Origin of the sequence: Roseateles sp. UC29_93 (assembly GCF_042695725.1) — a bacterium.
Classification (GTDB): Bacteria; Pseudomonadota; Gammaproteobacteria; order Burkholderiales; family Burkholderiaceae_C; genus Roseateles; species Roseateles noduli_A.
Genome location: NZ_CP170545.1, coordinates 2,458,598 through 2,483,842 on the forward strand (window position 1 = coordinate 2,458,598; position 25,245 = coordinate 2,483,842).

24 protein-coding genes and 1 pseudogene are annotated in these 25,245 nt (G+C 68.3%); 9 read left to right on the forward strand and 16 right to left on the reverse strand.

Annotation, left to right across the window (positions count from 1 at the left end):
• Positions 1-23: 23 nt before the first annotated feature.
• The 13 genes from ACFJIX_RS11345 to gspG form a co-directional block, all read right to left on the reverse strand.
• Entirely contained in the window at positions 24-923 is a 900-nt protein-coding gene (locus ACFJIX_RS11345) for a 5'-nucleotidase (RefSeq protein ID WP_377160042.1), read from the reverse strand.
• Positions 924-986: 63 nt separating this feature from the next.
• Positions 987-2,198 (reverse strand): type II secretion system inner membrane protein GspF, encoded by a 1,212-nt coding sequence (gspF, locus tag ACFJIX_RS11350; protein ID WP_377160044.1) that lies wholly within the window; start codon positions 2,196-2,198, stop codon positions 987-989.
• Between the two features lie 51 nt (positions 2,199-2,249).
• A complete protein-coding gene (gspE, locus tag ACFJIX_RS11355; RefSeq protein ID WP_377160046.1) occupies positions 2,250-3,683 on the reverse strand; it encodes a type II secretion system ATPase GspE in 1,434 nt (477 codons plus the stop codon).
• A gap of 13 nt (positions 3,684-3,696) precedes the next feature.
• Complete coding sequence (gspD, locus tag ACFJIX_RS11360; protein WP_377160048.1) at positions 3,697-5,982, reverse strand: type II secretion system secretin GspD; 2,286 nt, start codon at positions 5,980-5,982, stop codon at positions 3,697-3,699.
• Between the two features lie 2 nt (positions 5,983-5,984).
• Positions 5,985-6,842 (reverse strand): type II secretion system protein N, encoded by an 858-nt coding sequence (gene gspN / locus ACFJIX_RS11365; protein WP_377160050.1) that lies wholly within the window; start codon positions 6,840-6,842, stop codon positions 5,985-5,987.
• Positions 6,843-6,881: 39 nt separating this feature from the next.
• Entirely contained in the window at positions 6,882-7,361 is a 480-nt protein-coding gene (gspM, locus tag ACFJIX_RS11370) for a type II secretion system protein GspM (RefSeq protein ID WP_377160052.1), read from the reverse strand.
• Between the two features lie 14 nt (positions 7,362-7,375).
• Positions 7,376-8,599, reverse strand: a complete 1,224-nt coding sequence (gene gspL / locus ACFJIX_RS11375; protein ID WP_377160054.1) for a type II secretion system protein GspL — start codon at positions 8,597-8,599, stop codon at positions 7,376-7,378.
• 156 nt (positions 8,600-8,755) lie between these two features.
• A complete protein-coding gene (locus ACFJIX_RS11380; RefSeq protein WP_377160056.1) occupies positions 8,756-8,938 on the reverse strand; it encodes a hypothetical protein in 183 nt (60 codons plus the stop codon).
• Positions 8,883-9,827, reverse strand: a complete 945-nt coding sequence (gene gspK, locus ACFJIX_RS11385; RefSeq protein WP_377160058.1) for a type II secretion system minor pseudopilin GspK — start codon at positions 9,825-9,827, stop codon at positions 8,883-8,885. The genes ACFJIX_RS11380 and gspK overlap by 56 nt, the downstream gene beginning before the upstream one ends.
• Complete coding sequence (locus ACFJIX_RS11390; RefSeq protein WP_377160060.1) at positions 9,827-10,483, reverse strand: type II secretion system protein J; 657 nt, start codon at positions 10,481-10,483, stop codon at positions 9,827-9,829. The genes gspK and ACFJIX_RS11390 overlap by 1 nt, the downstream gene beginning before the upstream one ends.
• The gene (gene gspI, locus ACFJIX_RS11395; protein ID WP_377160062.1) at positions 10,483-10,872 is read right to left on the reverse strand and encodes a type II secretion system minor pseudopilin GspI; all 390 of its coding nucleotides are present in this window, start codon (positions 10,870-10,872) and stop codon (positions 10,483-10,485) included. The genes ACFJIX_RS11390 and gspI overlap by 1 nt, the downstream gene beginning before the upstream one ends.
• Positions 10,869-11,351 (reverse strand): Tfp pilus assembly protein FimT/FimU, encoded by a 483-nt coding sequence (locus tag ACFJIX_RS11400; protein WP_377160064.1) that lies wholly within the window; start codon positions 11,349-11,351, stop codon positions 10,869-10,871. The genes gspI and ACFJIX_RS11400 overlap by 4 nt, the downstream gene beginning before the upstream one ends.
• A gap of 51 nt (positions 11,352-11,402) precedes the next feature.
• Positions 11,403-11,843 (reverse strand): type II secretion system major pseudopilin GspG, encoded by a 441-nt coding sequence (gspG, locus tag ACFJIX_RS11405; protein WP_377160066.1) that lies wholly within the window; start codon positions 11,841-11,843, stop codon positions 11,403-11,405.
• On the opposite strand from gspG, the gene ACFJIX_RS11410 reads away from it, so the two are divergent.
• Positions 11,842-12,516 carry a hypothetical protein gene (locus tag ACFJIX_RS11410; protein ID WP_377160068.1) on the forward strand — a complete coding sequence of 225 codons (675 nt, stop codon included), beginning with the start codon at positions 11,842-11,844 and terminating at the stop codon, positions 12,514-12,516. The two genes, gspG and ACFJIX_RS11410, sit on opposite strands and share 2 nt — an antisense overlap.
• 72 nt (positions 12,517-12,588) lie before the next feature.
• Here the strand turns inward: ACFJIX_RS11410 and ACFJIX_RS11415 are convergent, their stop codons facing one another.
• Both ACFJIX_RS11415 and ilvA read right to left on the reverse strand, forming a co-directional pair.
• On the reverse strand, positions 12,589-13,707 hold the full coding sequence (locus tag ACFJIX_RS11415) for a nicotinate-nucleotide--dimethylbenzimidazole phosphoribosyltransferase (protein WP_377160070.1): 1,119 nt from the start codon (positions 13,705-13,707) through the stop codon (positions 12,589-12,591).
• Between the two features lie 163 nt (positions 13,708-13,870).
• Positions 13,871-15,458 (reverse strand): annotated as a pseudogene (gene ilvA / locus ACFJIX_RS11420) (threonine ammonia-lyase, biosynthetic).
• Positions 15,459-15,915: 457 nt separating this feature from the next.
• Between ilvA and ACFJIX_RS11425 the strand changes: the two are divergent.
• Positions 15,916-16,338, forward strand: a complete 423-nt coding sequence (locus ACFJIX_RS11425) for an OsmC family protein (RefSeq protein WP_377160072.1) — start codon at positions 15,916-15,918, stop codon at positions 16,336-16,338.
• Between the two features lie 35 nt (positions 16,339-16,373).
• Here the strand turns inward: ACFJIX_RS11425 and coq7 are convergent, their stop codons facing one another.
• Positions 16,374-17,033, reverse strand: coding sequence for a 2-polyprenyl-3-methyl-6-methoxy-1,4-benzoquinone monooxygenase (gene coq7 / locus ACFJIX_RS11430; RefSeq protein WP_377160074.1), 660 nt, complete (start codon positions 17,031-17,033; stop codon positions 16,374-16,376).
• 271 nt (positions 17,034-17,304) lie between these two features.
• Between coq7 and ACFJIX_RS11435 the strand changes: the two genes are divergently transcribed.
• The 7 genes from ACFJIX_RS11435 to ACFJIX_RS11465 all read left to right on the forward strand — a co-directional run bounded on the left by ACFJIX_RS11435 (position 17,305) and on the right by ACFJIX_RS11465 (position 25,245).
• On the forward strand, positions 17,305-18,321 hold the full coding sequence (locus ACFJIX_RS11435; protein ID WP_377160076.1) for a porin: 1,017 nt from the start codon (positions 17,305-17,307) through the stop codon (positions 18,319-18,321).
• A 304-nt stretch (positions 18,322-18,625) separates the two neighbouring features.
• Entirely contained in the window at positions 18,626-19,687 is a 1,062-nt protein-coding gene (locus ACFJIX_RS11440; RefSeq protein ID WP_377160078.1) for a porin, read from the forward strand.
• A gap of 255 nt (positions 19,688-19,942) precedes the next feature.
• On the forward strand, positions 19,943-20,920 hold the full coding sequence (locus ACFJIX_RS11445) for an ABC transporter permease (protein WP_377160080.1): 978 nt from the start codon (positions 19,943-19,945) through the stop codon (positions 20,918-20,920).
• 1 nt (position 20,921) lies between these two features.
• Complete coding sequence (locus ACFJIX_RS11450) at positions 20,922-22,142, forward strand: M20 aminoacylase family protein (RefSeq protein ID WP_377160082.1); 1,221 nt, start codon at positions 20,922-20,924, stop codon at positions 22,140-22,142.
• 56 nt (positions 22,143-22,198) lie between these two features.
• Positions 22,199-23,161 (forward strand): ABC transporter permease, encoded by a 963-nt coding sequence (locus ACFJIX_RS11455; RefSeq protein ID WP_377160085.1) that lies wholly within the window; start codon positions 22,199-22,201, stop codon positions 23,159-23,161.
• 15 nt (positions 23,162-23,176) lie between these two features.
• Entirely contained in the window at positions 23,177-24,178 is a 1,002-nt protein-coding gene (locus tag ACFJIX_RS11460; RefSeq protein ID WP_377160087.1) for an ABC transporter ATP-binding protein, read from the forward strand.
• Positions 24,175-25,245 (forward strand): ABC transporter ATP-binding protein, encoded by a 1,071-nt coding sequence (locus ACFJIX_RS11465; RefSeq protein WP_377160089.1) that lies wholly within the window; start codon positions 24,175-24,177, stop codon positions 25,243-25,245. Before ACFJIX_RS11460 ends, ACFJIX_RS11465 begins: the two co-directional genes overlap by 4 nt.

The window sequence follows — 25,245 nt, forward strand, 5'->3', positions numbered from 1 at the left end:
GGATTCTGGCGCCGCGATCGGCGTCAGCGATTCGTCACCCCCATGGCCACGTGCCCGGCGGGCACGTGCGGGACGGCGTTCTGGACGTGGCCGTGCTGGTCGTCGAAGAAGAAGTCGGGCTCGAACTCCCGGAGGAATTCGCCCTTGGGCAGGCCGCCGAGGAACATGGCCTCGTCGACCTCGACGTCCCAGTCCATCAGCGTGCGGATGGCGCGCTCGTGGGCGGGCGCGCTGCGGGCGGTGACCAGGGCGGTGCGCAGGCGCATCGGCACGGCGGGCGCGGCCTGCAGACGCTGGAGCTCATGCAGCACTTGCTTGAACGGACCGGCGGGGAGCGGGGTCAGCTTGCGGGCGATCTCGTGTTCCTGGAAGGCGTCGAGGCCGTCGCGCTGGTAGATCTGTTCGGCCTCGTCGGAGAAGAGCACGGCGTCGCCGTCGAAGGCGATGCGCAGCTCATCGGGATAGGCGGCGGAGGCGCGCGCCGACTGCGGGAAAACACGGGCCGCGGCAACGCCCGCGATGAGCGCTGATCGCACGTCGTCCTCGTTGGCGGAGAGGAAGAGCTGCGCCTTGAGCGGCTTCAGATAGCGCCACGGACTGTGGCCGCGGGTGAAGACGCCGCGTTCGATGTTCAGTCCGTAATGCTGCGCGGAGCGGAACACGCGCATGCCGGAGATCGGGTCGTTGCGCGACAGCACGACGACCTCGACCCGGGGCGTCTCGCCGGCCACGTTGAAGGCGAGCAGCTTGCGCACGAGGGAGAACGCGGTGCCGGGTTTTGCCGGCTCATCCAGGCGCTGCTGCTGCAGGCGCATGTAGGCGCGGTCGTCGCTGTCCTCGAAGAGCTGGTTCTCCTCTTCGAAGTCGAACAGCGCGCGGGAGGAAAGGGCCACCACCAGGCGGCCGTCGAGAGAGGCGGGCATGGGCGGGATGATAGGCCGCCGCCCGACCCCGAGGCATCGGCGCGTGTGCGCCAATGGAAAGCCTTACTGCGCCGCCAGCTTGTTCATGTCGATGATCGGCAGCAGCACCGACAGCACGATCAGCATCACCACGCCGCCCATCGCGACGATCAGCAGCGGCTCCAGCAGCGTGGCCAGCGTCATCGCGCGGCGCTTCACTTCATTGCCGAGCTGCTTCGCCGCGCGCTGCAGCATGTCGGGCAGTTGACCCGTCTGCTCGCCCAGTCGCGCAAACATCGAGAGCAGGCCCGGGAAGCGCTTCTTCCCCGCCAACGCCGCGCCCAGCGGCGCGCCTTCGCGGACCTGCGCCAGCGCATCCATCGCGTCCGCGCGCATCGCCTGGTTGGACAGCGTCTCCGCCGCGGCCTGCAGCGCCTTCAGGATTGGCACGCCCGCGCCCGCCAGCATCGCCAGCGTGCCCGAGAAACGCGCCGCGTTGTAGCCGCGTGCAAGCCGACCCAGCAGCGGCAGGTTCAGGAACGCCGCGTCGAAGCGCTGACGCGGCCCTTCGCGCTTGAGGATCTGTCGCATGCCGATGACGCCGCCGACGACGACGATCACGATCAGCAGCCCCCAGTTCCGGAGCACGTCGGAGATGCCCATCATGATCCGCGTCAGCAGCGGCAGCGTCTGGCGCGTCTGCGTGAACACCGCCGCCACCTGCGGCACCACGTAGGTCAGCAGGAAGCTCACCGCCAGCACCGCGATGATGCAGACGATCACCGGATACGCCAGCGCCCCGAAGAGCTCCGAGCGCAGCCGCTGCTGTTCCTCGAGGTCGTCCGCCAGGCTCTCCAGCACGGGGCCGAGCGCTCCGCTCTGCTCGCCCGCGGCGACCACCGCGCGGTAGACGTCGTCGAACTCGCGCGGCGCGGTGGCCAGCGCCCGTGCGAAGGACGAGCCCGCATTGACCTCCGCCTTCAGCTGCGACATCAGCTCGCGCTGGCGCGGATCCTCGGCTTCATCAGCCAGCGCCGCCATCGAGCGTTCCAGCGGCAGACCCGCCGACACCAGTCCCGCCAGCTGTCGCGTCCACACCGCCAGCCCTGCCGCCTTGAACGCGCGCCGCGCGAAGCGCGACTGCTTGCCCGGCTGCGCCGCCACCGCCTTCACCTCCATCGGCACCAGCCCCTGCGCCCGCAACTGCGAGCGCGCGGCTTTCAGGGTGTCGGCCTCCAGCAGGCCCTGGCGGGCTTTGCCGGACGCGTCCAGGGCGTCGTACTTGAAGGCGGGCATCGCTCGGAACCTCGTGTCTCTACTGCTCGTGCGTCCGTGTCATCGCCGCGATCACTCGCGCGTGACCCGCAGCACTTCCTCTTCGGACGTGATGCCCGTGGCCACCAGCCGGTCGCCGTCCTCGCGCATCGAGCGCAGGCCGTTGGCGCGCGCCGCGGCCAGCAACTCGGACTCCGCCGCCTGGTTGTGGATCAGGCTGCGGATCGCGTCGTCGCACACCATCAATTCGTACACGCCGGTGCGGCCCTTGTAGCCGCTGCTCGAGCAGGCCGGGCAGCCCACCGGGTGGTAACGCACGCCGCCGCCGGGCAGCGACTCCGACGACTTGCACACCGGGCACAGCTTGCGCACCAGCCGCTGCGCCAGCACGCCCAGCAGCGAGGAGCTCAGCAGGAAGGGCTCCACGCCCATGTCGGTCAGACGCGTCACCGCGCTCACCGCGTCGTTCGTGTGCAGCGTCGCGAGCACCAGGTGACCCGTCAGCGAGGCCTGGATCGCGATCTGCGCGGTCTCGTAGTCGCGGATTTCGCCGATCATGATCACGTCCGGATCCTGGCGCAGGATCGCGCGCAGTGCCTTCGCGAAGGTCAGGTCGATCCGCGAGTTCACCTGCGTCTGCCCGATGCCGGGCAGCTCGTATTCGATCGGGTCCTCGACGGTCAGCACGTTCGTCGTCGACGTGTCCACCGTCTGCAGCGCCGCGTACAGCGTCGTCGTCTTGCCCGAGCCCGTCGGACCCGTCACCAGCACGATGCCGTGCGGCTGCTGCACGACGCGCTGGAAACGCTCCAGCCGCTCGCCGTCCATGCCCAGCGCCGACAGCGTGAAGCGTGATTCCGACTTGTCCAGCAGACGCAGCACCGCGCGTTCGCCGTGCGCCGACGGCAGCGTGCTCACGCGCACGTCGATCGCGCGGCCGCCGATGCGCAGCGAGATCCGGCCGTCCTGCGGCAGACGCTTCTCGGCGATGTCGAGCTCCGCCATGATCTTCAGGCGCGAGATCAGCGCCGCGTGCAGCGCGCGGTTCGGCCGCACGACCTCGCGCAGCGTGCCGTCGACGCGGAAGCGCACCGAGCTCTCGCGCTCGTAGGGTTCGATGTGGATGTCGCTCGCGCCGTTGTTCGCGGCCTGCGTCAGCAGCGCGTTGAGCATCCGGATGATCGGTGCGTCGTCGGCGGCTTCCAGCAGGTCCTCGACCGCCGGCAGGTCCTGCATCAGGCGCGACAGGTCGACGGCGTTCTCGACCTCGCCGATCACCAGCGCCGCGTTGTCCTCGCCGCCCGCGTAGGCGGCCTGGATGCGCGTCGAGAGTTCGGCGACGCTCAGGCATTCGATGCGCGACGGCGCGTAGACGCGCTGCAGCTCGGACAGCACCGGCAGCGTCAGCGCCGGCGAGGCCCACAGCGTGCGCTGCTGGCCGTCGTCCTCGATCAGCAGGTGCTGCGCCTTGGCGACGGCGTAGGGAAGGGGATGGCGGCTGGCCATGATCGCTCCGGGCTCAGCGGCCTTGCGGGTTGCTCGGCGGGGTGTTGCTCGGCGTGGCCGGTCCCGGCACCGGCGACGACGCCGGGTACACCGGCAGCGGCAACTGCTGGGGCAGCGTGCCGCCCGGCGTCGAGGCCGGCTTCTCCGGCAGCAGCGGGGCGCCGGTCTCGGGCAGCACCAGCGTGCTCTTCGGCTGCGATTCCTGCTGGTAGGCGCGGATCGCGTCGTAGCGGTCCATCGTCAGCGCCGCGGCGCTTTCCGGCGTGCGCAGCACCACCGGACGCAGGAAGATCATCAGGTTGGACTTGACCCGCTTGCGGCTCTGGTTCTTGAACAGGTTGCCCAGGATGGGGATGTCGCCCAGGCCGGGGACCTTGTCCTCGCCGTCGGTGTATTCGTCCTTGAGCATGCCGCCGAGCACCAGCACCTGGCCGTCCTCCAGCGTCACCGAGGTCTCCACCGCGCTCTTGTCGAAGGTCGGACCCTGCGTGGCCGAGTTGACCGAGGCCACCACGCTGGAGTTCTCCTGATACGCCTTCATGCGCACCGTGCCGTTCTCGCCGACGGTGGCGCGCACCTTCAGCCGCAGGCCGACGTCGCGACGCTCGAAGGTCTGGAACGGGCTGGTGGTCGTGCCCGACGTCGTGGTCGAGTTGCCGGTCAGCACCGGCACGTTGCTGCCGATCAGCAGGTCGGCTTCCTCGTTGTCCTGCACGATCAGCGACGGCGTGGACAGCACGTTGGTGCCGGACACCGAGCCGAGCACGTTGGCGATGGCGCCCAGCGTGTAGAGGCTGCCGACCTTCTTGATGATGCCGACGTTCAGGCCGGTCGGGATCGTCCCGCTCGAGATCGCGCTGCTGACGCCCGTGGTGCCGCCGGCCGTGGCGGCCGTCAGGTTCAGGATGTTCGAGAAGCCGGTGCCGAAGTTGGTGCCGATGGCGCCTTCGCCGAAGAGCTGCTGGAACTGCACGCCGAACTGGCCGGCCTTGCTGGCATCGACCTTCACGATCAGCGCCTCGACGTAGACCTGCGCGCGGCGCGTGTCGAGCTGCTCGACGACCGCGCGGATCTGGCGGTACATCGGCTCGGGCGCCGTGATGATCAGCGAGTTGGTCGCGGGGTCGGCCTGGACGAAGCCGCCCGTGCTGACCTGCGCGGTCTGGCTGACCTGCGTGGAAGTGCCGCCGCTGCCGCCCGACCCGCTCGTGCCCGAACTCGACGAACTGCCGCCGAACGACGAGCTGTTGCCCGCGAAGCCGCCGGACTGTCCCGCGCTGCCGGTCTGCGCGCCGGCGAAGCTGCCGGTGCCGCCCTGGCCGCTGCTGGAGCCGCCCGCGCCCGGGCCCGCGTTGTTCGTGTAGGCCGCGCGCAGCACCGTGGCCAGGCGCACCGCGTCCGCGTTCTTCAGGTAGATCACGCGGATGCTGCCGCCGGTGTCGCTGCTGGGCTGGTCCAGCTTGGCGATCATCGCGCGCAGCTGCATCAGCTTGGCCGGATTGGCCGCGCGCACGATCAGCGCGTTGCTGCGCGGATCGGCCATCACGCTGCCGCTGCCACCGCCGGCGCCACCCTGCACCTGGACGCCCTGCGTGCCGCCGCCGCCGTCCGACAGCCGCTGCACCAGCTGCACGATGTCCGAGGCCACCGCGTTGCGCAGCGGGATCACCTCGATGTCGGTGTTGGACGGCTGGTCCAGCGCCGCGACGATGCGGCTGATCCGCTGCAGGTTGTCGGCGTAGTCGGTGATGACCAGGCTGTTGTTGCCCGGGTTCGCGTTGATCGTGTTGTTCGGGGTGATCAGCGGACGCAGCACCGCGACCAGGTTGTTCGCGTTCTCATGGCTGAGCTTGAAGATCTGCGTCACGACCTGGTCGCCGCGCGTGCGCGACTCGCCGGCGATCGTCACCGCGCCGGTCTGCAGCTTGGCTTCGGCTTCGGGCACGAGCTTCAGCAGTCCGCCCGTCTCGACCATCGCGAAGCCCATGCCGCGCAGCGAGGCGAGGTAGCTCAGGTAGGCCTCCTGCACCGGCACCGGCTGCTCGGCCGTCAGCGTCATCGTGCCCTTGACCCGCGGATCAACCAGGATCGGCTTGCCCAGCGCGGCGGACATCGCGCGCGACACCGCCTCGATGTCGGTGTTGACGAAGTTCAGCGTGACCGGCGTGCTCGCGCGCACGGCCGGCTGTCGGCGGTTCTGCTGCTGATTCGACTGTGCGCCGGCCTGCATCGGCAGGCTGCCCGCGATCAGGGTGATCGCGACGCCCAGCGCCGTCGGTCGCATCATGTGCTTGTTCATGCTCATCCCACCGAGATGATCGAGCGCGCACCGTTGCGGCGCCCGATGATGTTCAACAAATTGGCCAATGCGGCTTCGCTGCCCGGCGCGGCTGTCGCCTCGCCCCGGAATTGCGTCCGCGTCGCGCCCAGGCTCCCCTGGCCGCTCAGTTGCAGCGGGCCCTGGATCGTGGTCAGGATCAGTTGCGGCGCCTCGCTGCCGCCCACGAGCCCCATCCGGTAGCTGCCCAGCGGCGTCACCTGCGCCAGGCGCGAGGAGAAGTCGCGCAGCTCGACCTGGGCCATGCCGTTCACCTTGACCGTCTTGCCCCGGCCCTCGAAGACGAAGCCCTGCGAGCTGACGGCAATGACGCCGTCCGGTGCCAGCGTGTTCCACGGCGTGCCGAGCCCGGCGAGCCAGGCGGCCGGCCAGCGGATCCACGGCTGCTCGGGCGTGGCGTCGGGCAGGCGCACGGTGACCCGGTCCATGCCGAAGCTCGCCGTCAACGGGACGCCGGGCTTGATGCAGCAGGACTGGTCCAGCGTCAGCCGCATGGCCAGTCCGCCGTCGATCCACGCCGGGCGCAGCGACCAGCCCAGCCGTTGCGGCAGTTCGCTCGCATCGCGGCTGCCTTCGCCCGGGCTCAGGATCACGCGCGCGCTGCCGTTCCAGAGGCTGCCGCGCGCGTCGGCGAGCAGCAGCCGTTCATTCGTGGCCGAGGCCACCGCCTTCGCCAGCCAGGCCGCCGGGGCCCAGACCACGACCGCGGTCAGCAGGCCCAGCACGGCGCCGGCCAACGCCCAGCGCATGGCGCCGCGATCGGTGCGGACCAGCGCCACGGCCTTGCCCGGAGCAGCCAGGAGCATGAAGGCCGACTGCATGAAAGCCGACTCCATGAAGCGTTGTTGTCGCGACATGGCTCAGTTCCCCGCCGCTGCGGGCAGCAGCACCGTCAGGCGACCGCTGAAACCCTGCGGACCGTTCTGCAGCTCGGCTTCCTGAGGCCGGGCGCGCGCGCCCTGGCGCGCCTCGCCGAGCCACATCGCCAGCGCGCCGCCGGGCACGCCGCGCAGCCGCAACTGCGCCTGCGTGCCGTTGATCGTCAGTTCGGCGGCCGGGCCGAGGCGGGCCGTCGCGGCCCGCAGCGCGGTCATCGACTGCTCGGCCGAGACCGGCACGGCTTGCTTCAAGGCCTGCGTCTGCTGAGCCATTGCCCGCATCTGCTGAAGCTCGCGATCAAGCCGGTCGATCTCGCCCGGCGCCTTGCGCAACGTGGCCCAGGCCGGCGCCAGCGCGATCAGCCAGAGCAGCAGCAGGCCGACGATCGCGGCGGTCGCCCGCGCGATCAGACGTTCGCGCGGCGTGGCGGCCTGCCAGCGGGCCCGGAGGTCCCGTTGCATGGTCGTGAGGGCGTTCATCGGTTGTCGGGTCGCAGGCTCAGTTGGAGCGTGTCGCCGTCCTCGGCGACCCGCAGTGCGGGGTCCTGGCCCAGCCGCTCGCGCAGTTGCGCGCGTTGCGGGGGCGAGAGTCCGGCGAGTTGCAGCCGGCCCTGTTCGAAACGGACGTTGGGCAGCGGCGGCTCGCCTTGCGGCCACACGCGCGCCACGGCGCCGAGCAGGTCCTCGAGGTCGCCGGGGCCGACCTGGCCGGCGCTGCCGCGCAGGGCCTCGGTCTCGCGGACCATCTGTGCGCGGGCGTCGCGAACCACGCGGACCTGCGGGAAGGCTTGTCGCAGCAGCGCTTCCTGCTCGGCCTTGCGCGCATCGATGGCGCGGCCTTGTTGCCACGCCATCGCGTTCAAGCCGATGACCTGCACGGCGATCAGGCCGATGACGCCCCAGCGGAACGGCCGCCAGGCCGGCGTCTGCAGCGTCTGCCACGCCTGGTGGACGCGCTGCCAGCCGCGCCGGCGCGGGGTCAGGTCGAACTGCAGCAGGTTGATCGGTGCCTCGCGGGCCGCCCAGGCGCGCTCGGTGTCGTTGAGGACGCCCACCGGGCGACCCAGCCACTGCTCGGCCACCGCCGAGGCGGCGGGGCTCGCGGTCACGGGCGCGTTCGTCCACCAGTCCTCGCCGAGCCAACCGCGCAGCCCGCCGCTGTCCAGCGGGAAGGTGGCCACGCCGTCGACGCGCGAGACGCGCAGCCGGGCGCGGTCATCGGAGCCGGCGTGGATGTGCCCGCCCTCCGTGCCGCCGGCGGTCTGCGGCCACGACAGCGGCAGCAGCGACTCCACCAGCAGACCGGCGGCTTCCATCGCCTGCAGATGCGCGCGCAGCGGTTCGCGCGCGGTCACGGCGATCCAGTGCGACTGGCCCTCGGTGCCGGAACTTTCCATCAGCGCGAGGTGCAGCCGATCGGGGTCCTCGAGCAGGTGATCCTCCATCACGCCGACGACGGCGCTGCGCAACTTTGCGCCCTTGATCTTGGGCAATTGCGCGGGGAGCCAGCTGACCTGATCGTCGCCGAGCAGCAGCATCACGCGGTCGGCGGGCGGCATCGCGGCCAGCGCGGCGCGCTGACCGTGCCCGCGTGCGTGGGCCGGCGCCTGCGCGTCGTGGCTGAACCAGAATTCGTAGTCGTGCGGGGCGGCACCGTTCTGAGGCGGGCTGGCCGGCAGGAGGATGAGCAGGGTACTCATAGGATCGCGGATTCTAGGAGGGCTTGCGTGACGGAACGGCGCCGCGCGCCCCCGAGCAAGCCCGTAGTCGCGCCTTTACAAGTGCATGCATCCCGTCCCTCTTCTTTCCAATCGTTTCAAGAGCGCGTGGGCGGCGCGCGACGCCGCCTCCGGCGTTCAAGGTGTGGCCCCGTAGCCGTTGGTGGTTCCCGCCAGCGTCGACTGGCGTTGCAGGCGCTGCCGATCGATGACGCGAACGTTAGTGCCGTCCCGGAACACTAGTGAGCGCTGAGCGAGGATCCGATCATCCATGCGCAACTGGCCTTCGACGAAGAAGTAGTTCGAGGTGAAGGCGGCCATCTGCTGGCGCGTGTCGGTGGCGGGGGATCCCCGCCACCAGCGAGGTCAGCCGGTCGTCCCAGGCGGTGAAGGCCTTGCTCTGGCGGGCCCGCACGATGCTGTCGGCGACGCCGAGGTCGACGCCCAGGACGTCCGCGATGACTTCCCGGGGCGCGGTGTTCAGGTTCAGCGTCGTCTGCGCCTTGGGCAGCAGCACGGCGAGCGTGCTCAGGCGGGCGATCTGTTCATCGTTGAGGCCGAACCAGCGCAACTGCTCGATCCGGGCGGGCCTCAGCGGCACCTCGCCCTGCTGGTCCGTGCCCTTGCTGCCGGCGGAGGCGATGAGATTCTTCTGGACCTGTTCGGCGATCGAGGCGCTCATGCCCGCGCGCTGGAAGATCCTGCGCGCCGCGTTCAGGTTGTCGAGGGCCTTCTGGACGGCCTGGGGATCGGGCGCCTGTCCGGGCTGGGTCTGCGCCGGCTGCGTCTCCAGGTTGCGCAGGTTGAACAGCCCCTGCGCGTCCTCGATGTGGCCGGAGAGGAACGCGTCGGGCCCCGAGTCCTCCGACTTGTTCTCGTCCTGCGACAGGAAGCTCGACAGACGCGCCTCGGCCAGCGGCACCGCCCACACTTCACCGAGGTCGTCGCTCTTCGCGGTGTTGTTGCGCGCGGACCGGACATCCTCGCTCAGGATGAGCCGTGCCCAGTCCAGCGCGCCCTGCAACACCCAGTCCGCCTGCGCGCGACCGCGGTCGGCGGCCTCGATCTGGATCGAGCGCGACTGCCGCCACAACATCGCGGCGGACAAGGTCGTCACCAGCACCACGATCAGCAACGCGGTGAGCAGGGCCGCACCCCGGCGCGATCGCGTCGACCGCGGGGCGCGGGCGGGAGCGTGAACGGCGCGCATCAGCTGCCCCCCTCCACCGCGACCTCGCGGACCAGCTCGCCGCGGTAGCCGCTGTCCTCGCCGAACTGCAGCCGCATGCGGACGCCGTCAGGCACCGCGTTGGTCGCGGCCGCGTTCTTGTTCGCCGGGTCGCTGTTCGCCGGATCCTTGTCGAGCGTGGACTGCGCGTTGGCCCACGCGCCTTGCTGGAAGAAGTACATCTGCCAGCCGACGACGCGATCGAGCCCCGGCAGCTCGCGCATTTCCTTGGCGTTGAGCTGCTGGCTGCGGAACCACGCGTCCCGCAACGCATCGGCGTTGTTCAGCGTCTGCGACTCCCAGCGCGCCAGCCGGCCTTCCTTCAACTGCCAGGCGACGAGCTGCAGGCCCGTCTCGCGCCGACGTGTGATGCGCAGCGTCGCGCCGTCGAAGGTCAACGCGTCGAACACGTCGCTCTTCTGCACCTCGCGCAGATCCAGCTCCCATTGGCGGATCAAGGTCTGCAGCGTCTCGGCGCGATCCATCGCGACCTCGTTGCGCTCGCGGCTGGTCGTCAACGCCGACACCGCGCGCCAGGCCATGACCGACATCACCGCCATCACGACGAGCGCGACGACGACCTCGATCAGCGTGAACCCGCGCGCCGCGCGCCGGGAGGAGCCTGTGGCGCGGCGCATCAGGAGTTGCGTCCCACGATGGTGGTGATGGTCAGCAGCGGCCGGTCCTTGTCGTCGAAGACCTGTGCCTCGACGCGGCGGAAGTTCGGATTCGGCGTGCCGCGCACGATCATCTTGACGCTGAAGTCGCGGCCGAGCTGCGAGCAACTGACGCTGTTGTCGCCGATGCCCGGGAAGGCCTTGGTCAGGCGCATCTCGGTGAGCTCGTTCTCGGCGCACCACTGCGCCAGCGAGTTGATCGCCAGCCGGTCGGAGTTCGAGGTCATCGCGCCCGCCGCGCGCAGCCCGGCGGCCAGGCACAGCGCGACGATCGTCAGTGCCACCAGCACCTCGACGAGCGTGAAGCCGCGGTCGCGCGGCGCAGGCCTGGCGACGGGCGTGGTTCTCATGTGCCGCCCTTCGCGATCGCGAACGGCCGCAGCCCATCCGTGGCCAGCGTGATGCGGTGATCGCCGCGGATCAGTGTCAGGCGTTGCGCGCCGATCAGCGGTTCAGGCCCCAGACGGATCGAGCGCCCATTGGCGCTGGCGCCCTCGATCTCGACGATCGGCGGGTCGCCCAGCCAGGGCCGCTCCAACTCCAGGCGCTTGATCAGCGCGACCGGCAGGCCGGTGACGCGGTAGCGGCTGGCGTCGTTGTTCGAGTCGGGGACCCAGCGCACGTCGAGCGACGCCGCACGGGCCTCGGAGCGCGCGGTCTCGAGCACGGACGCCAGATGCAGCGCCTCGCGCTCCAGCTGCACGTCGGCGCGGTCGCGCATGGCCACCGCGACGGTGGCGCTGGCGATCGCCACGATCGTGATCGCGACGATCAGCTCGATCAGCGTGAAGCCGCGTTGGAGCAGTCGGCCGGACGGACGCGCGCGCACGGCTCTGGGCAGTCGGTGGGGGAGGGACAAAGCGCACGGCGGGCCGCGCGCTTATTCCCAGGAGCCGATGTCGGCGTCGGAGCCCTCGCCGCCCGGCTTGCCGTCCGCGCCCAGGCTGTAGACGTCGATCTCGCCCTTCAGGCCCGGGTTGTCGTACTGGTACGGATTGCCCCAGGGATCCTTGGGCAGCTTCTCAATGTAGACCTTCCAGTTCGGCGCCGCCGGGCCGTTGGTGGGCTTGGCCACGAGCGCGCCCAGGCCCTGCTCGCCGCTCGGATAGCGGCCGTTGTCCATCTTGTAAAGCTTGAGCGATTGCATCAGCGTGTTGACGTCGGAGCGCGCCGCGGTGCGACGGGCTTCGGACACGTGGTTCATCACCGCCGGCACGACCACCGCGCCCATGACGGCGACGATGGTGATGGCGACGATCAGTTCGATCAGCGTGAAGCCGCGGGCACGGCGCGGAGAGAACTTGGAGAAGGGTCGACGCATGGTGTTGCAATCCTCGTGGAGCCACCCTTGGTGGCCCATCGCGCTGCATCATAATCGTCGGATGCATGCACGATGGTTAAGCTTCGTAGTCTGGGCGGCGCTGGCGGCGAGCCTTGCGTATTGGGCGTTGACGCTGATGGTGAAGGGGCCGCAGGCGCCCGCCATGACGCGTTCCGCGACCGGTGAAAGCGCGCCCGCAGACTGGACTCGACTGTTCGCTGCCGCGAAGGTGGCGGAGACGCCGGTCGAATCCACCTCGTCGCGTTTCCAGCTGCTGGGTGTCGTGGCTCCGACCGCCGGCGGGCGCTATCCCGGGGAAGGCGTCGCCTTGATCGCGATCGCCGGCGCGCCGCCGAAGCCCGTGCGCATGGGCGCTTCCGTCGATGGCGACCTGAAATTGATCGAGATCAATCGTCGTGACGTGGGCCTGGGCACCGGCAACGCGGTGACCGTCCGGCTGAGTCTCGCGCCGGGCGCGCCGGATGTGGTGCTCGCTCCGCCGCCGCAGTTCGCGCCGGGTGGCGGCATGGCCCCGCCGCCGAATTTCAATGTTCCGCAGATGCAGCCTCATGCTGGCGCGCCGGGACCCGACGGCATCGTGCCGCCCACCGCCGTCACCGGTTCCTTGCCGCAGATGCCCCCCGGCGACGGCAGCGCCAACCCCATCAAGTAGTTCCAAAGAGGTAGCGCGTGAGGCGTTGAGCACGCCTGGCGCGTCATCGGGCGCGTCGGCGCGCGCGCAGGGTCAGTACTTGCTGCCCAGCGTGGACCGGCCCGGACCTGTGTGCAGCGCGCCCGCGTTGCTCGATCCCGTGTCGCGCAGGTCGGACGGACGACTGTGGATGGCCCCGTCGGGCAGGTCCTGCACTTCCGTCAGCAGCGCCGCCGCGCAACGGACCAGCGGCCACGCCAAGGTCGCGCCGGTGCCATCCCCGCATTCCATGCCGAGTTCCAGCAGCGCCGCCGCGTGGAACAGCTGAAGCGCCTCGTCCAGTCCGCGATGGGTGGTGCTGCGGCAGAACACCGCGTAATCGGTGACCGGGGGAGCGATCATGGACGCCACCTTCAACGCCGCGCACGCGGCGATGCCGTCCACCAGAATCAGCTGCCGCTTCGACGCCGCGACCAGCATCGCGCCGACCATCACCGCCAGTTCGAATCCGCCGAAGGCCGCGAGCACCGCCATCGGTTCGCGCACCTCGCGGTGCCGCTGCTGAGCGCCTTGCAGCACCAGCATCAGATGCGACAGGTCGTCGTGCGGCATGTCGGGGCCGGAGATGATGAAGTCCTGCACCGGCATGTCCATCAACCGGGACAGCACCAGCGCAGAAGCCTCCAGCGAGCCTTGGCCCAGCCCCGCGCAGGCGATCACGTTGCCCGCCAGGTTGTCGGAGATTTCCATGCCGACGCGCACGCCGGCATGCGCCTGTTCCACCGTCATCGCCGCGCCAGCCCGCGAGTTGCGCGTCCCGTGCGCGATCTTGCGCGCGAGCAGACGCTGCTGCGGGCTGAGCGGCTCGGCGATGCCGCAGTCGACCACCGTCACATGCATGCCCTGGTTGCGCGCGAACACGGTCGAGGGCAGGCGGTGTTGCAGGGCGAGCAGGGCCTGCTCACGCGTGCTGCGACCGTTGGGCAATGCGATGCCGTCCACCGCCAGGCCGTGGTCGGCCGCGAACAGCACCAGCGTGGGGTCGCGGAACTTCGGTGTCTGCGTCGCCTGGATCAGGCCCAGTCGCACCGCGAGCGGTTCCAGTTCACCCAGTCGGCCGGCCAGCGTGCAGCGGCGTTCCAGGCGCTGGCGCAAGGCGCGTTCCAGCTCCGGATTGGCGGTCGGCGAGATGAGGGACTGATGAATGGACATGGGGACCGCCATTCTCGGCCCGCGCCGCGGGCGGGCCATCGGCAATTGCCCCCGCCGCCTCGCCTCTGCCCCTTGTCCCGGGGGCAGCTGTCGGTGTCAAGCCGTAACCGCCAGGCCGTCCGGGCGTCGGTGCGCCCGCGCGGTCACGGCCCCTTGACGCGGTTCAACGCAGGAAGAGCCGGTACACCGGGTTGTCGGTCTCTTCGGTACAGGGGTAGTTCAACTGGTCGAGGAAGGTCTTGAACGCCTTGCCGTCGCCCTTCGGAACCTGCAGACCGACGAGGATGCGGCCATAGTCCGCGCCCTGGTTGCGGTAGTGGAACAGGCTGATGTTCCAGTCCGGGCTCATGCTGGACAGGAAGCGCATCAGCGCGCCCGGCCGCTCCGGGAAGATGAAGCGGAAGAGGCGCTCGTTCTCCGCGAGTTCGGTCCGACCGCCGACCATGTGGCGGACGTGCTGCTTGGCCAGTTCGTCGTCGGTGAGGTCGACGGTGGCGAAACGATGGCGCTCGAAGCTGCGGACCAGCTTGTCGGCTTCCTCGCGCTTGGTGATGGAGACGCCGACGAAGACGTGCGCCACCTGGCGGTCGGAGATGCGGTAGTTGAATTCCGTGACGCTGCGGCCCTGGACCAGTTCACAGAAGCGCCGGAAGCTGCCGCGTTTCCTCCGGGATGGTGACGGCGAACAGCGCCTCGCGCTCCTCGCCGACCTCCGCGCGCTCGGCCACGAAGCGCAGCCGGTCGAAGTTCATGTTCGCGCCGCAGGTGATGGCGATGTAGGTCTCGCCCCGGGTCCCGTGCTGCGCCGCATACTGCTTGATGGCTGCGACACCCAGTCCGCCGGCCGGCTCCAGGATGCTGCGGGTGTCGACGAAGACATCCTTGATCGCGGCACAGACGGCGTCGGTGTCGACCAGGATGTAGTCGTCGACCAGCTCGCGGCAGATGCGGAAGGTTTCCTCGCCGACCAGCTTGACCGCAGTGCCGTCCGAGAAGAGCCCCACGTCGGTCAGCGTGACCCGCTTGCCGGCGCGCACGGAGCGCACCATGGCGTCCGAGTCCTTGGTCTGGACGCCGATGATCTTGATCTCCGGCCGCACGGCCTTGATGTAGGCCGCGACCCCCGAGATCAAACCGCCCCCGCCGATCGCGACGAAGATCGCGTCGATCGGCCCCGGGTGCTGGCGCAGCAACTCCATCGCGATCGTGCCCTGGCCGGCGATGACGTCGGGATCGTCGAACGGGTGTACGAAGCTCAGTCCGTGCTGCTGCTCAAGCTCCAGCGCGTGCCCGTACGCGTCCGTGAAGGACTCCCCGGCCAGCACCACCTCGCCGCCCAGCGCCTGCACGGCGTCGATCTTGACCTTGGGCGTCGTCACCGGCATCACGATGACCGCGCGGCAGCCGAGTTTCTTTGCCGACAGCGCCACGCCCTGGGCATGATTCCCCGCCGATGCGCAAATCACCCCGCGCGCCAATTGCTCGGGCGCGAGATTTGCCATCTTGTTATAGGCACCCCGCAATTTGAAGCTGAATACCGGCTGCTGATCTTCGCGTTTCAGCCAGACTTTGTTGCCGATGCGCTTGGAGAGATTGCGGGCGGCATCGAGGGAGGTTTCCTGCGCGACCTCATACACCTTGGCGTTAAGAATCCGTTGGAGATAACTCTGGTCGGCCGGGAGTAACGCGGGGTGTTGCGCCGATGGGCGCGTCGAGGTGTTCTTGCGCGATGCGCGGCGGGTGCCGGCCATGGAAATCCCTCCAGTTCCCCGTCCCGCGCGGACGCGGCGGGAGTCGGGCGGACGATGATAGCGAGGGTCTGCCCGGGGCGCGGGCACGCCTGAGCGGCGGCGGCCCATGCGCTTTCGCCATTGGAGGAGCGAGCCTTGCGCTGCGGAGCGTGCGCGGACGGACGAAAAAAAGCCCGAGGCTTGTGGCCTCGGGCTGAATCCACCATGGAGGCGGTGGAGGAGACAATCGGTGCGGGGCTGACCCTACAGAGTGGGGTAGCGCTATCGCATGCCTAGAATTCTAGGGGGATGCATGTTGCGCTGCAATATTTTTTGGGGGGTCCAGCCCTGGAGTCGGGCCTCTAAATGCGCAAAATCACCGCCAGAGTGGGTGACCGTGATGGGCGGTCCCGCAAGAAATGGGGTCAGATCACCGCCCCGCATGGCTCGAACGGCCCATGGAACGAAGGAACGACGAATGGAATGCACGATCAACTGGATGGGCGCCGACGGCATGAGCTTCATCGCCGAGACCGGCAGCGGCCACATGATCAACATGGACGGCGCGCCCGATGGGGGTGGTCGCAACCTGGCGCCGCGACCGATGGAAACCGTGTTGGCCGGGACTGGCGGCTGCACCGCCTATGACGTGGTGTTGATCCTGAAGCGCGGCCGCCACGATGTGCGCGGTTGCCAGGTCAAGCTGAGTGCCGATCGCGCCGACGCCGATCCGAAGGTCTTCACCAGGATCCACATGCACTTCGTCGTGACGGGCAAGGGCCTGCCGCAGGCGAGCGTGGAGCGCGCGGTGCAGCTCTCCCACGAGAAGTACTGTTCGGCCAGCATCATGCTGGCGAAGACGGCGGAGATCACCACGTCGGTGGAGATCGTCGAGGTCTGATTCCCGCCCGCCCGCCCGGCGGGCGAGGGCGCACGCTAGAGATGGTGCGCCGTGCGGGTCATGACCTTGGCGGCTAGGCGCATCAAACCCCGTACCGGCGCAGGCAGGTCGACGCCGCCGAGCCCGCGCGCCTCTTCGGCGTGACGGGCCTCCTCTTCCTTCATCTGCGCGACGATCGCTCGCGAACTGTGGTCGCCCGCGGGCAGCCGCTTCAGGTGGCCAGCGAGGTGCGCCTCGACCTGACGCTCGGTCTCGATGACGAAGCCCAGGCTGACCTTGTCCCCGATCAGCCCGGCGACGGAACCGATCGCGAAGGCGCCGCCGTACCAGAGGGGATTGAGCAGGCTCGGGCGGTCGTTCAGCGCACGGAGTCGCCCGGCGCACCAGGCGAGATGGTCGATCTCCTCCTGCGCGGCGTGCTCCAGGTGTTGACGCAGGGCCGCGTCCCTCGTGGTCAGGGCCTGGGCGCGGTAGAGCGCCTGCGCGCAGACCTCGCCGACATGATTGACCCGCATCAGCGACGCGGCGAGCTTGCGCTGCGGCTGATCCAGCGGCTCGTCGGCGGATGCCGCTTCGGGCGCCGGTCTCGCCATCGGCGCGACACCCGCCAGCGTCTTCAGGCTGTGATCCAGCGTGGATATCCACGCGTCCGCTCGAGAAAGTATGCGCGCCGGGCGCTGAGGCTGGGATTCCATCTTGAATGCTCGCGGTGGGCGTGACGCCGCAGTTTAGGAGCGGGGCGTCAAGTGGTTCGGTGGTGCCGGGTGATCCTTTGTGCGAATGCGTGATGACACAATTTTTTAATCCCATACGCGTTGCTTCGATCCAACGAAATCAGGACTTTTACGGGGTGGCTGCTGGTCAGGCGTGATCGGACCTGTTGCAATACACCACAGCTTCATTGCAGGAGCTTGGTTTGCGGGCGATCTACCAACCGCAACCTCATTGAAGATCTAGGAGTCTCTAATGAAGAAATCTCTCGTCGCGCTGGCTGTGCTGGCTGGTTTCGCTGGTGCCGCTGCCGCTCAATCGTCCGTCACGCTGTTTGGCGTGATCGACGTGGCCGCCCGTTACACGAAGGCCAATGGCCAGGACACGAAGCAACTGACGAACGACGGCAGCTCCTCCAGCCGCATCGGCGTCCGTGGCGTCGAAGACCTGGGTGGCGGCCTGAAGGCTGGCTTCTGGCTGGAAGGCGCCCTGGCTGCCGACACCGGCACCGCTGACGCCACCCGCTTCTGGGGCCGTCGCGCTTCCGTGAGCCTGATGGGCGACTTCGGTGAAGTCCGTCTGGGCCGTGGCAAGACCTCGACCCGCCTGGTCGTCGATGATTTCGACGTCTACAGCACCACCGGTCTGGGTGACGTGACCCGCACGTACAGCCTGCTGGGCTCGAACATCGACACGATCAACCGTGCCGACAACCTGGTTCAGTACTTCCTGCCGGCCGACCTGGGCGGCGTGTACGGCTCGTTCGACGTGGCTGCTGGTGAAGGCACCGACGGCAAGAAGTCCTTCGGTGGCCGTCTGGGCTACAAGATCGCCGACTTCAACGTGGCCGGCGGCTACCAGTCGACCGACTCGCTGGGCTCGAAGTTCAAGCAACTGTCGCTGGGCGCCAGCTACGACTTCAAGGTCGTGAAGGTGCAAGGCCTGTTCAGCCAGCTGAAGTTCGGTTCGCGCAAGCAGAACCTGTTCACGGTCGGCGCCGTGGTGCCGGTGACGGCTGCCGGTTCGGTGACCGCTCAGTACACCAAGGCTGAGACCAACGGTGCTGCTGACGCAGTGGTGGCGGCACGCGGCGACGCTCAAGCCTTCACCATCGGCTACCAGCACAACCTGTCCAAGCGCACCGCGCTGTACACGACCGCGTCGATCATCGACAACGACAACTCGAACTTCCGCGTTCAGAACAACGCTGTTGCCGCTGCTCGCGGTGGCAAGTCGGGTGGCCTGGACGTCGGTATCAAGCACAGCTTCTGATCTCCGGATCAGCGCGCTGCGCTACGAAAGCCGCCCCTCGGGGCGGCTTTTTTTCGTCTCAACGTTAGCCCGTAGGGAGCCTGTCGCGCAGGTGCCAGGTCTTGCGCCAGTCGATCAAGCACTGTCGTCGCAACGCACTGTTGTAGATTTTGTAGACAGTCTTCGCGGGTTTTCCCTCTGGGAGGGCGTCACAAACTTGACAGGGTTTGCTCGCGTGGGCGATGTGCAACACAAAGCGTCTCCGTCTGGGGGCTTCGCTGAGAATCGATCTCGGCGACCACACCAAACATACAGGAGACATCACATGAAGAAAGCCGCCTTGGCGTTGAGCATCCTCGCAGCGAGCACCAGCGCCGCCTGGGCACAGTCGACCGTGCAGCTCTACGGCATCGTTGACGTAGGTCTGCGCTGGACCAGCAATGCGAACGCCGGAAGCTCCGAGAAGCAGGTGATCCCCGGTGGCATGTCCCAGAGCCGTCTTGGGGTGAACGTGACCGAGGACATGGGCGGCGGGCTGAAGGCCATCGCCAACCTCGAGCACCGCCTGAACTCCGACACCGGCACCGTGGCCGCCGCCGATTTCTGGCGTCAGTCCTGGGTCGGCATCCAGTCGGCCGACTTCGGCCGCCTCACGCTGGGCCGCCAGTACAACATCCTGTTCGACATCTACACGTCGACCTACGCGTCCTTCAAGTACTCGCCCTACATCGAGGCCTACAAGCCCGAGATCGGCCTGTCGATGGGCGCGCGCCAGGACAACATGGTCAAGTACCTGTTCGAGAAGGGCCCCATCCGCGGCGAGGTCCAGGTGTCGGCGGGTGAAGGCAATTCACAGAACAAGTCGTTCGGCGGCCTGCTGCGCTACAACCAGGGCCCCATCGCCTTCGGCGGCGCCTTCCTGCAGGTCGAGGACACCCTGGGCAAGAAGGTCAAGGGCTACACCGCCGGCGGCGCGTACACGAGCGGCCCGTGGTACATCAACTTGTCCTGGGCGACCAACAAGTTCGACCGGGGCGGCTTGCTGGGCGCGGCCTACACGTCCGGCTTGCTGGGCACGGTGCTGAATGCGGCCGCGAACGATGTGAAGAAGCGGGACATGATCTCGGTGGGCGCCGCCTATCAGCTGACCCCGCAACTGAACTTGGGCGCTCACTATTGGTACGCCACGCAGACGCACTACAGCGCTGCTCTGGCCAACACCAAGAGCAAAGGGCACTACGTGGCCTTCGTCGCGGACTACGCTTTCTCCAAGCGCACCGACGCTTACTTCGAGCTGGACTACACCAAGCACGAGGGCGCGGTCCGCTTCGCCAACAACGCCGAGAAGCGTGGTGGTTCGATCGTCGGTATCCGTCACCGCTTCTGATCGTCCTTTGGGAGACGGCGGACCTGACCACCCCGCCGCCGCCTCGCAGCAAACCGCCTTCGGGCGGTTTTTTCGTTCTTGTGCAACGGTCGGGACGACGTCGCGTTCGCGCCGCGTCAAGGGCTAACCCACTTGCCGGTGGGCGTACGCTGCTTGATGATGGTTCCCTTCTGAAGCGCTCCGCCTCCGGGGTCAGGTCGTGCCAGGGCCGATCACAAGTCGCGTCGCCCGAGCCCATGCCGGAGGCCCTCGTCCATGCTGGTTTTCATTCTTCGCCGTCTGGCGCAGGCCGTCGTCGTCATGCTGACGGTGGCCTTCATCGCCTTCATGCTGTTCCAGTACGTCGGGGATCCGGTCAACAACCTGCTCGGCCAGGACGCCACGCCGGAGCAGCGCGAGCAGTTGCGCAAGGATCTGGGGCTCGATCAGAGCTTCATCGTGCAATTCGCGCATTTCGCCGGCAATGCGGCGCAGGGCGAGTTCGGCGTCAGCCTGAAGCAGGGTCGCAAGGTCTCCGCGCTGATCGCGGAGCGCTTCCCGGCGACGCTCGAGCTGTCTGCGACGGCCGCGCTGATCGCACTGCTGTTCGGCATCCCACTGGGCGTCTACGCGGCGCTGCGGCGCGGGACCTTCGGCTCACAGCTGTTGATGACGCTGTCACTGCTGGGCGTGGCGCTGCCGACCTTCCTCATCGGGATCCTGCTGATCCTGATCTTCGCGGTGCAACTGGCCTGGCTGCCGAGCTATGGCCGGGGCGAAGTCGTGATGCTCGGTGCCTGGAGCACCGGGCTGCTGACCGGCGACGGGTTGCGTCACCTGCTGTTGCCGGGCGTCACGCTGGCGGTGTTCCAGCTGACCTTGATCATGCGCATCGTGCGCGCCGAGATGCTGGAAGTGCTGCGCGCCGACTACATCAAGTTCGCCCGCGCCCGCGGCCTCAGCGACCGGACGATCTACTTCGGGCACGCGTTGAAGAACACGCTGGTACCGGTCATCACGATCACCGGCCTGCAGCTGGGATCGCTGATTGCCTTTGCGATCATCACCGAGACCGTGTTTCAATGGCCCGGCATGGGATTGCTGTTCATCCAGGCGGTGCAGTTCGCCGACATTCCCGTGATGGCGGCCTACCTCTGCCTGATCTCGCTGATCTTCGTCGTGATCAACCTGGTCGTCGATCTGCTGTACTTCGCTGTCGATCCGCGCTTGCGCGTGAGCGGCGGCGCGCATTGACATGAACGCTCCAGAGCACCTGACCGCCGCCGCGGCCGGCACCTACCAGCGACTCTTCGAGGCGCGCGGAGAGCTTGTTGCGCTGCGCCGCGAACTGCACACGATGCCGGAACTCGGCTTCGAGGAACACCGCACCGCCGCCCGGATCGTGCAGGCGCTGAAGGCCTGCGGCGTCGACGAGATCCACCAGGGCCTGGGCCGCACCGGCATCGTCGCGACCATCCATGGCCAGACGACGCCGGGCACGGCGCCCAGACTTTTCGGGCTGCGCGCCGACATGGATGCGCTGCCGCTGCGCGAGCAGAACGACTTCGCCTGGCGTTCGTCGACGCCCGGCCTGATGCATGCGTGCGGACACGACGGCCATTGCGCGATGCTGGTCGGGACGGCGCGCTACCTGGCGCAGACGCGGCGTTTTGCCGGTACGGCGGTGCTGGTGTTCCAGCCGGGCGAGGAGGGCTATGGCGGCGCGCGCGAGATGATCGCCGACGGCCTGTTCGAGCGTTTCCCGGTGGAATCCATCTACGCGATGCACAACTGGCCGCACCTGCCGCCCGGGAAGATCGGTCTGAACCGTGGCGCGATGATGGCAGCGGCGGACCGCGTGAACATCACGATCCAGGGGCGTGGTGGTCATGGCGCGCATCCGCACCTGAGCGTCGACCCGGTGCTGATCGCCGGCCATGTGATCACCGCGGTGCAAAGCCTGGTGTCGCGCAACATCGCGCCGATCGAGCAGGCGGTCGTCAGCCTCTGTTCGATGCATGCCGGCGAGCCGAGCGCCTTCAGTGTCATCCCCGAGGCCGCGCAGTTGACCGGCACGGTGCGCAGCTTCAAGCCCGAAGTGCAGCAACTGCTCGAGGAGCGGATGACGCGCCTGGTCGAATCGGTCGCCCTGGGTTTCGGCGCAAGCGCCAAGGTCGACTACCAGCGGCTCTATCCCGCGACCGTCAACAGTGCGCGCGAGGCCGACTTCGCGGTGCGCGTCGCGCAGTCGCTGGTCGGCCCGGAGAACGTCGACGACAAACTCGTGCCGAGCATGGGGTCCGAGGACTTTGCCTTCATGCTGCAGGCCCGACCCGGCGCCTATCTGCGGCTGGGACAAGGCGGCCCCTGCGGGCTGCATCAGCCGCGCTACGACTTCAACGACGAGATCCTGCCGCTCGGGTCCGCACTGTTCGCGGCCCTGGTCGAGCAGGGCCTGCCCCTCGCACCGCATTGAGCGGACCTCCGCGTCCCGCCGCCATCGTCCCGACAGCCCGCCCTCCTGATCTCCGAATGACCGCCTCCCTTCCTCCTCCGCCGGCCTCCGGTGCGCCGGCTCCGCGCCCGCCGACCGCGTTGAAGCGCTTCTTCGACGGCGACGTCTGGCATTCGTTCACCCGCTCGCCGTTCGCCATGGTCGCGGCCTTCGTCGCGCTGTGCTGTCTGATCTGCGCGCTGTTCGCGACCTGGATCGCGCCGCACGATCCGTTCGACCTGTCGGCGCTGGAGCTGATGGATTCGCGGCTGCCGCCGGCGTGGATCGAGGGCGGATCGACGAAGTACCTGCTAGGCACCGACGACCAGGGTCGAGATCTGCTGTCCGCGATCATGTACGGCGCGCGGATCTCGCTGCTGGTGGGCGTGGCCTCGGTGATCCTGTCGATGATCATCGGCGTCGGCCTGGGGCTGCTGTCCGGCTTCGTCGGCGGCAAGGTGGATGCCTTCATCATGCGCATCTGCGATGTGATGCTGTCCTTCCCGTCGATCCTGATCGCGCTGCTGATCGACGGTATCGGCCGTGTCGTGTTCAAGGATGCGCACGAGTCGCTGGCTTTCGCGGTGCTGATCCTCGCGATCTCGCTGACCGGGTGGGTGCAGTACGCGCGCACGGTGCGCGGCTCGACGATGGTCGAGCGCAATAAGGAATATGTGCAGGCTGCTCGCGTGATCGGCGTGCAGCCGATGGCCATCATGTGGCGACACGTGCTTCCCAACGTGACCGGTCCGGTGCTGGTGTTGGCGACGCTGCAGGTCGCGTCCGCGATCCTGACGGAGGCGACGCTGTCCTTCCTCGGCGTCGGCGTGCCGCCGACCAGCCCCTCGCTGGGGACGCTGATCCGCGTCGGCAACGACTTCCTGTTCTCCGGCGAATGGTGGATCACGATCTGGCCCAGCACGATGCTGGTGTTGATCACGGTGTCGGTGAACATGCTCGGCGATTGGTTGCGCGATGCGCTCAATCCCCGCCTGCGCTGATTGGATGACGGCCCCATGACCGCCTCTGCTTCCCTGCTGCAAGTCCGCCATCTGCGCGTGGAATTCCCGACCCGGCGTGGCACGCTGCTCGCGCTGGACGACGTGTCCTTCGACATCGCGCCGGGCGAGGTGCTCGGTGTCGTCGGCGAATCCGGCGCCGGCAAGTCGCTGACCGGCGCGGCGATCATCGGCCTGCTCGATCCACCTGGGCGCATCGCCGGTGGAGAGATCCTGCTCGACGGTCGTCGCATCGACAACCTGCCTGCGGACCAGATGCGCCGTGTTCGCGGTCGGCAGATCGGCGCGATCTTCCAGGATCCTCTGACGTCGCTCAATCCGCTGTATACGGTGGGCCGGCAACTGGTCGAGACGATCGCGACCCACCTCGGGCTCAGTGCGAAGCAGGCCCGCGCCCGTGCGATCGAGCTGCTGGCGGCGACCGGCATCCCGGCACCCGAGGCTCGTGTGGACCAGTATCCGCATCAGTTCTCCGGTGGCATGCGGCAGCGCGTGGTGATCGCGCTCGCACTCGCGGCAGATCCGAAGCTGATCGTCGCCGACGAGCCGACAACGGCCCTCGACGTGTCGATCCAGGCGCAGATCATTGCCTTGCTCAAGCGTGTGTGCCGGGAGCAGGGCGCGGCGGTCATGCTGGTCACGCACGACATGGGCGTGATCGCCGAGACCTGCGACCGCGTGGCGGTGCTGTATGCCGGGCGCGTGGCCGAGATCGGGCCGGTGCAGGAGGTGATCCATCGCCCGGGCCATCCTTACACGTCGGGGCTGATGGGCTCCATCCCCGCGATGGACGAGGACCGCGAGCGGCTCGTGCAGATCGACGGGGCCATGCCGCGCCTCACGTCGATTCCGACCGGTTGTGCCTTCCATCCGCGCTGTCCGCGGGCCTTCGATCGCTGCCACGAGCAGCGCCCCGAGTTGATGAAGGCGCCTGCGACCCAAGCAGCGTGCTGGTTGCACGCCGCGGATGTCGCTGTCGTGCAGGGAGGCGTCGCATGACTGTGTTGAACGAGACGCCACGCGCGACGGACCCGACGAAATCGGGCGACGGCGAGCGAGCCACAGCCAGCCCCGGTGAGGTGCTGGTTGAGGTGCGTGATCTGGCCAAGACCTTCGACGTGTCGGCCCCGTGGCTGAATCGCGTGATCGAGCGCAAGCCACGGCAGTTCGTCCATGCAGTGGATGGCGTCAGCTTCTCGATCGAGAAGGGCCAGACGCTCGCGCTGGTCGGCGAGTCGGGCTGCGGCAAGAGTACCGTCGCACGCCTGCTTGTCGGGCTCTATGCACCGACGCGCGGCGAGGTGCGCTTTGATGATGCGGACATCGCCACCACGTTGAAGGGACCGGATGCACTGGCCTTGCGACGCCGGATGCAGATGATCTTCCAGGATCCCTATGCGAGTCTCAACCCGCGCTGGAAGGTCCAGGACATCGTCGCCGAACCGCTGCGCGAGCACGGCCTGGTGCGCGACGCGCAAGCACTGAAGCAACGCGTCGGCGAGCTGCTGCAGTCGGTGGGGCTGTCGCCGGTGGACGCGGAGAAGTTTCCGCACCAGTTCTCAGGCGGGCAGAGGCAGCGTATCTCCATCGCCCGCGCGCTGGCGACCGAGCCGGAGTTCCTCGTCTGCGACGAGCCGACGTCGGCGCTCGACGTCTCGGTGCAGGCGCAGGTCCTGAACATCATGAAGGACCTGCAGCGCAAGCAAGGCCTGACCTACCTGTTCATCTCGCACAACCTCGCGGTGGTGCGGCATGTGGCCGACCAGGTGGGCGTGATGTACCTCGGTCGGCTGGTGGAGCAGGCCGACAAGCGCGCGCTGTTCGCGACGCCGCGACATCCGTACACGCGGATGCTGCTCGACGCGATTCCCGACATCCACATGTCGGGTCGCTCTCGCACCCCCGTGCAGGGGGAAGTGCCCAATCCGCTGAATCCCCCGAGCGGGTGCAGCTTCCACCCCCGGTGCCCGCACGCGAACGCGCGTTGCAGCGCGGAGCGGCCACAGCTGCTCGAGTTCCAAGGGATCCGCGTGGCCTGCCACGCGGTGGAGGAAGGGCGGATCTGA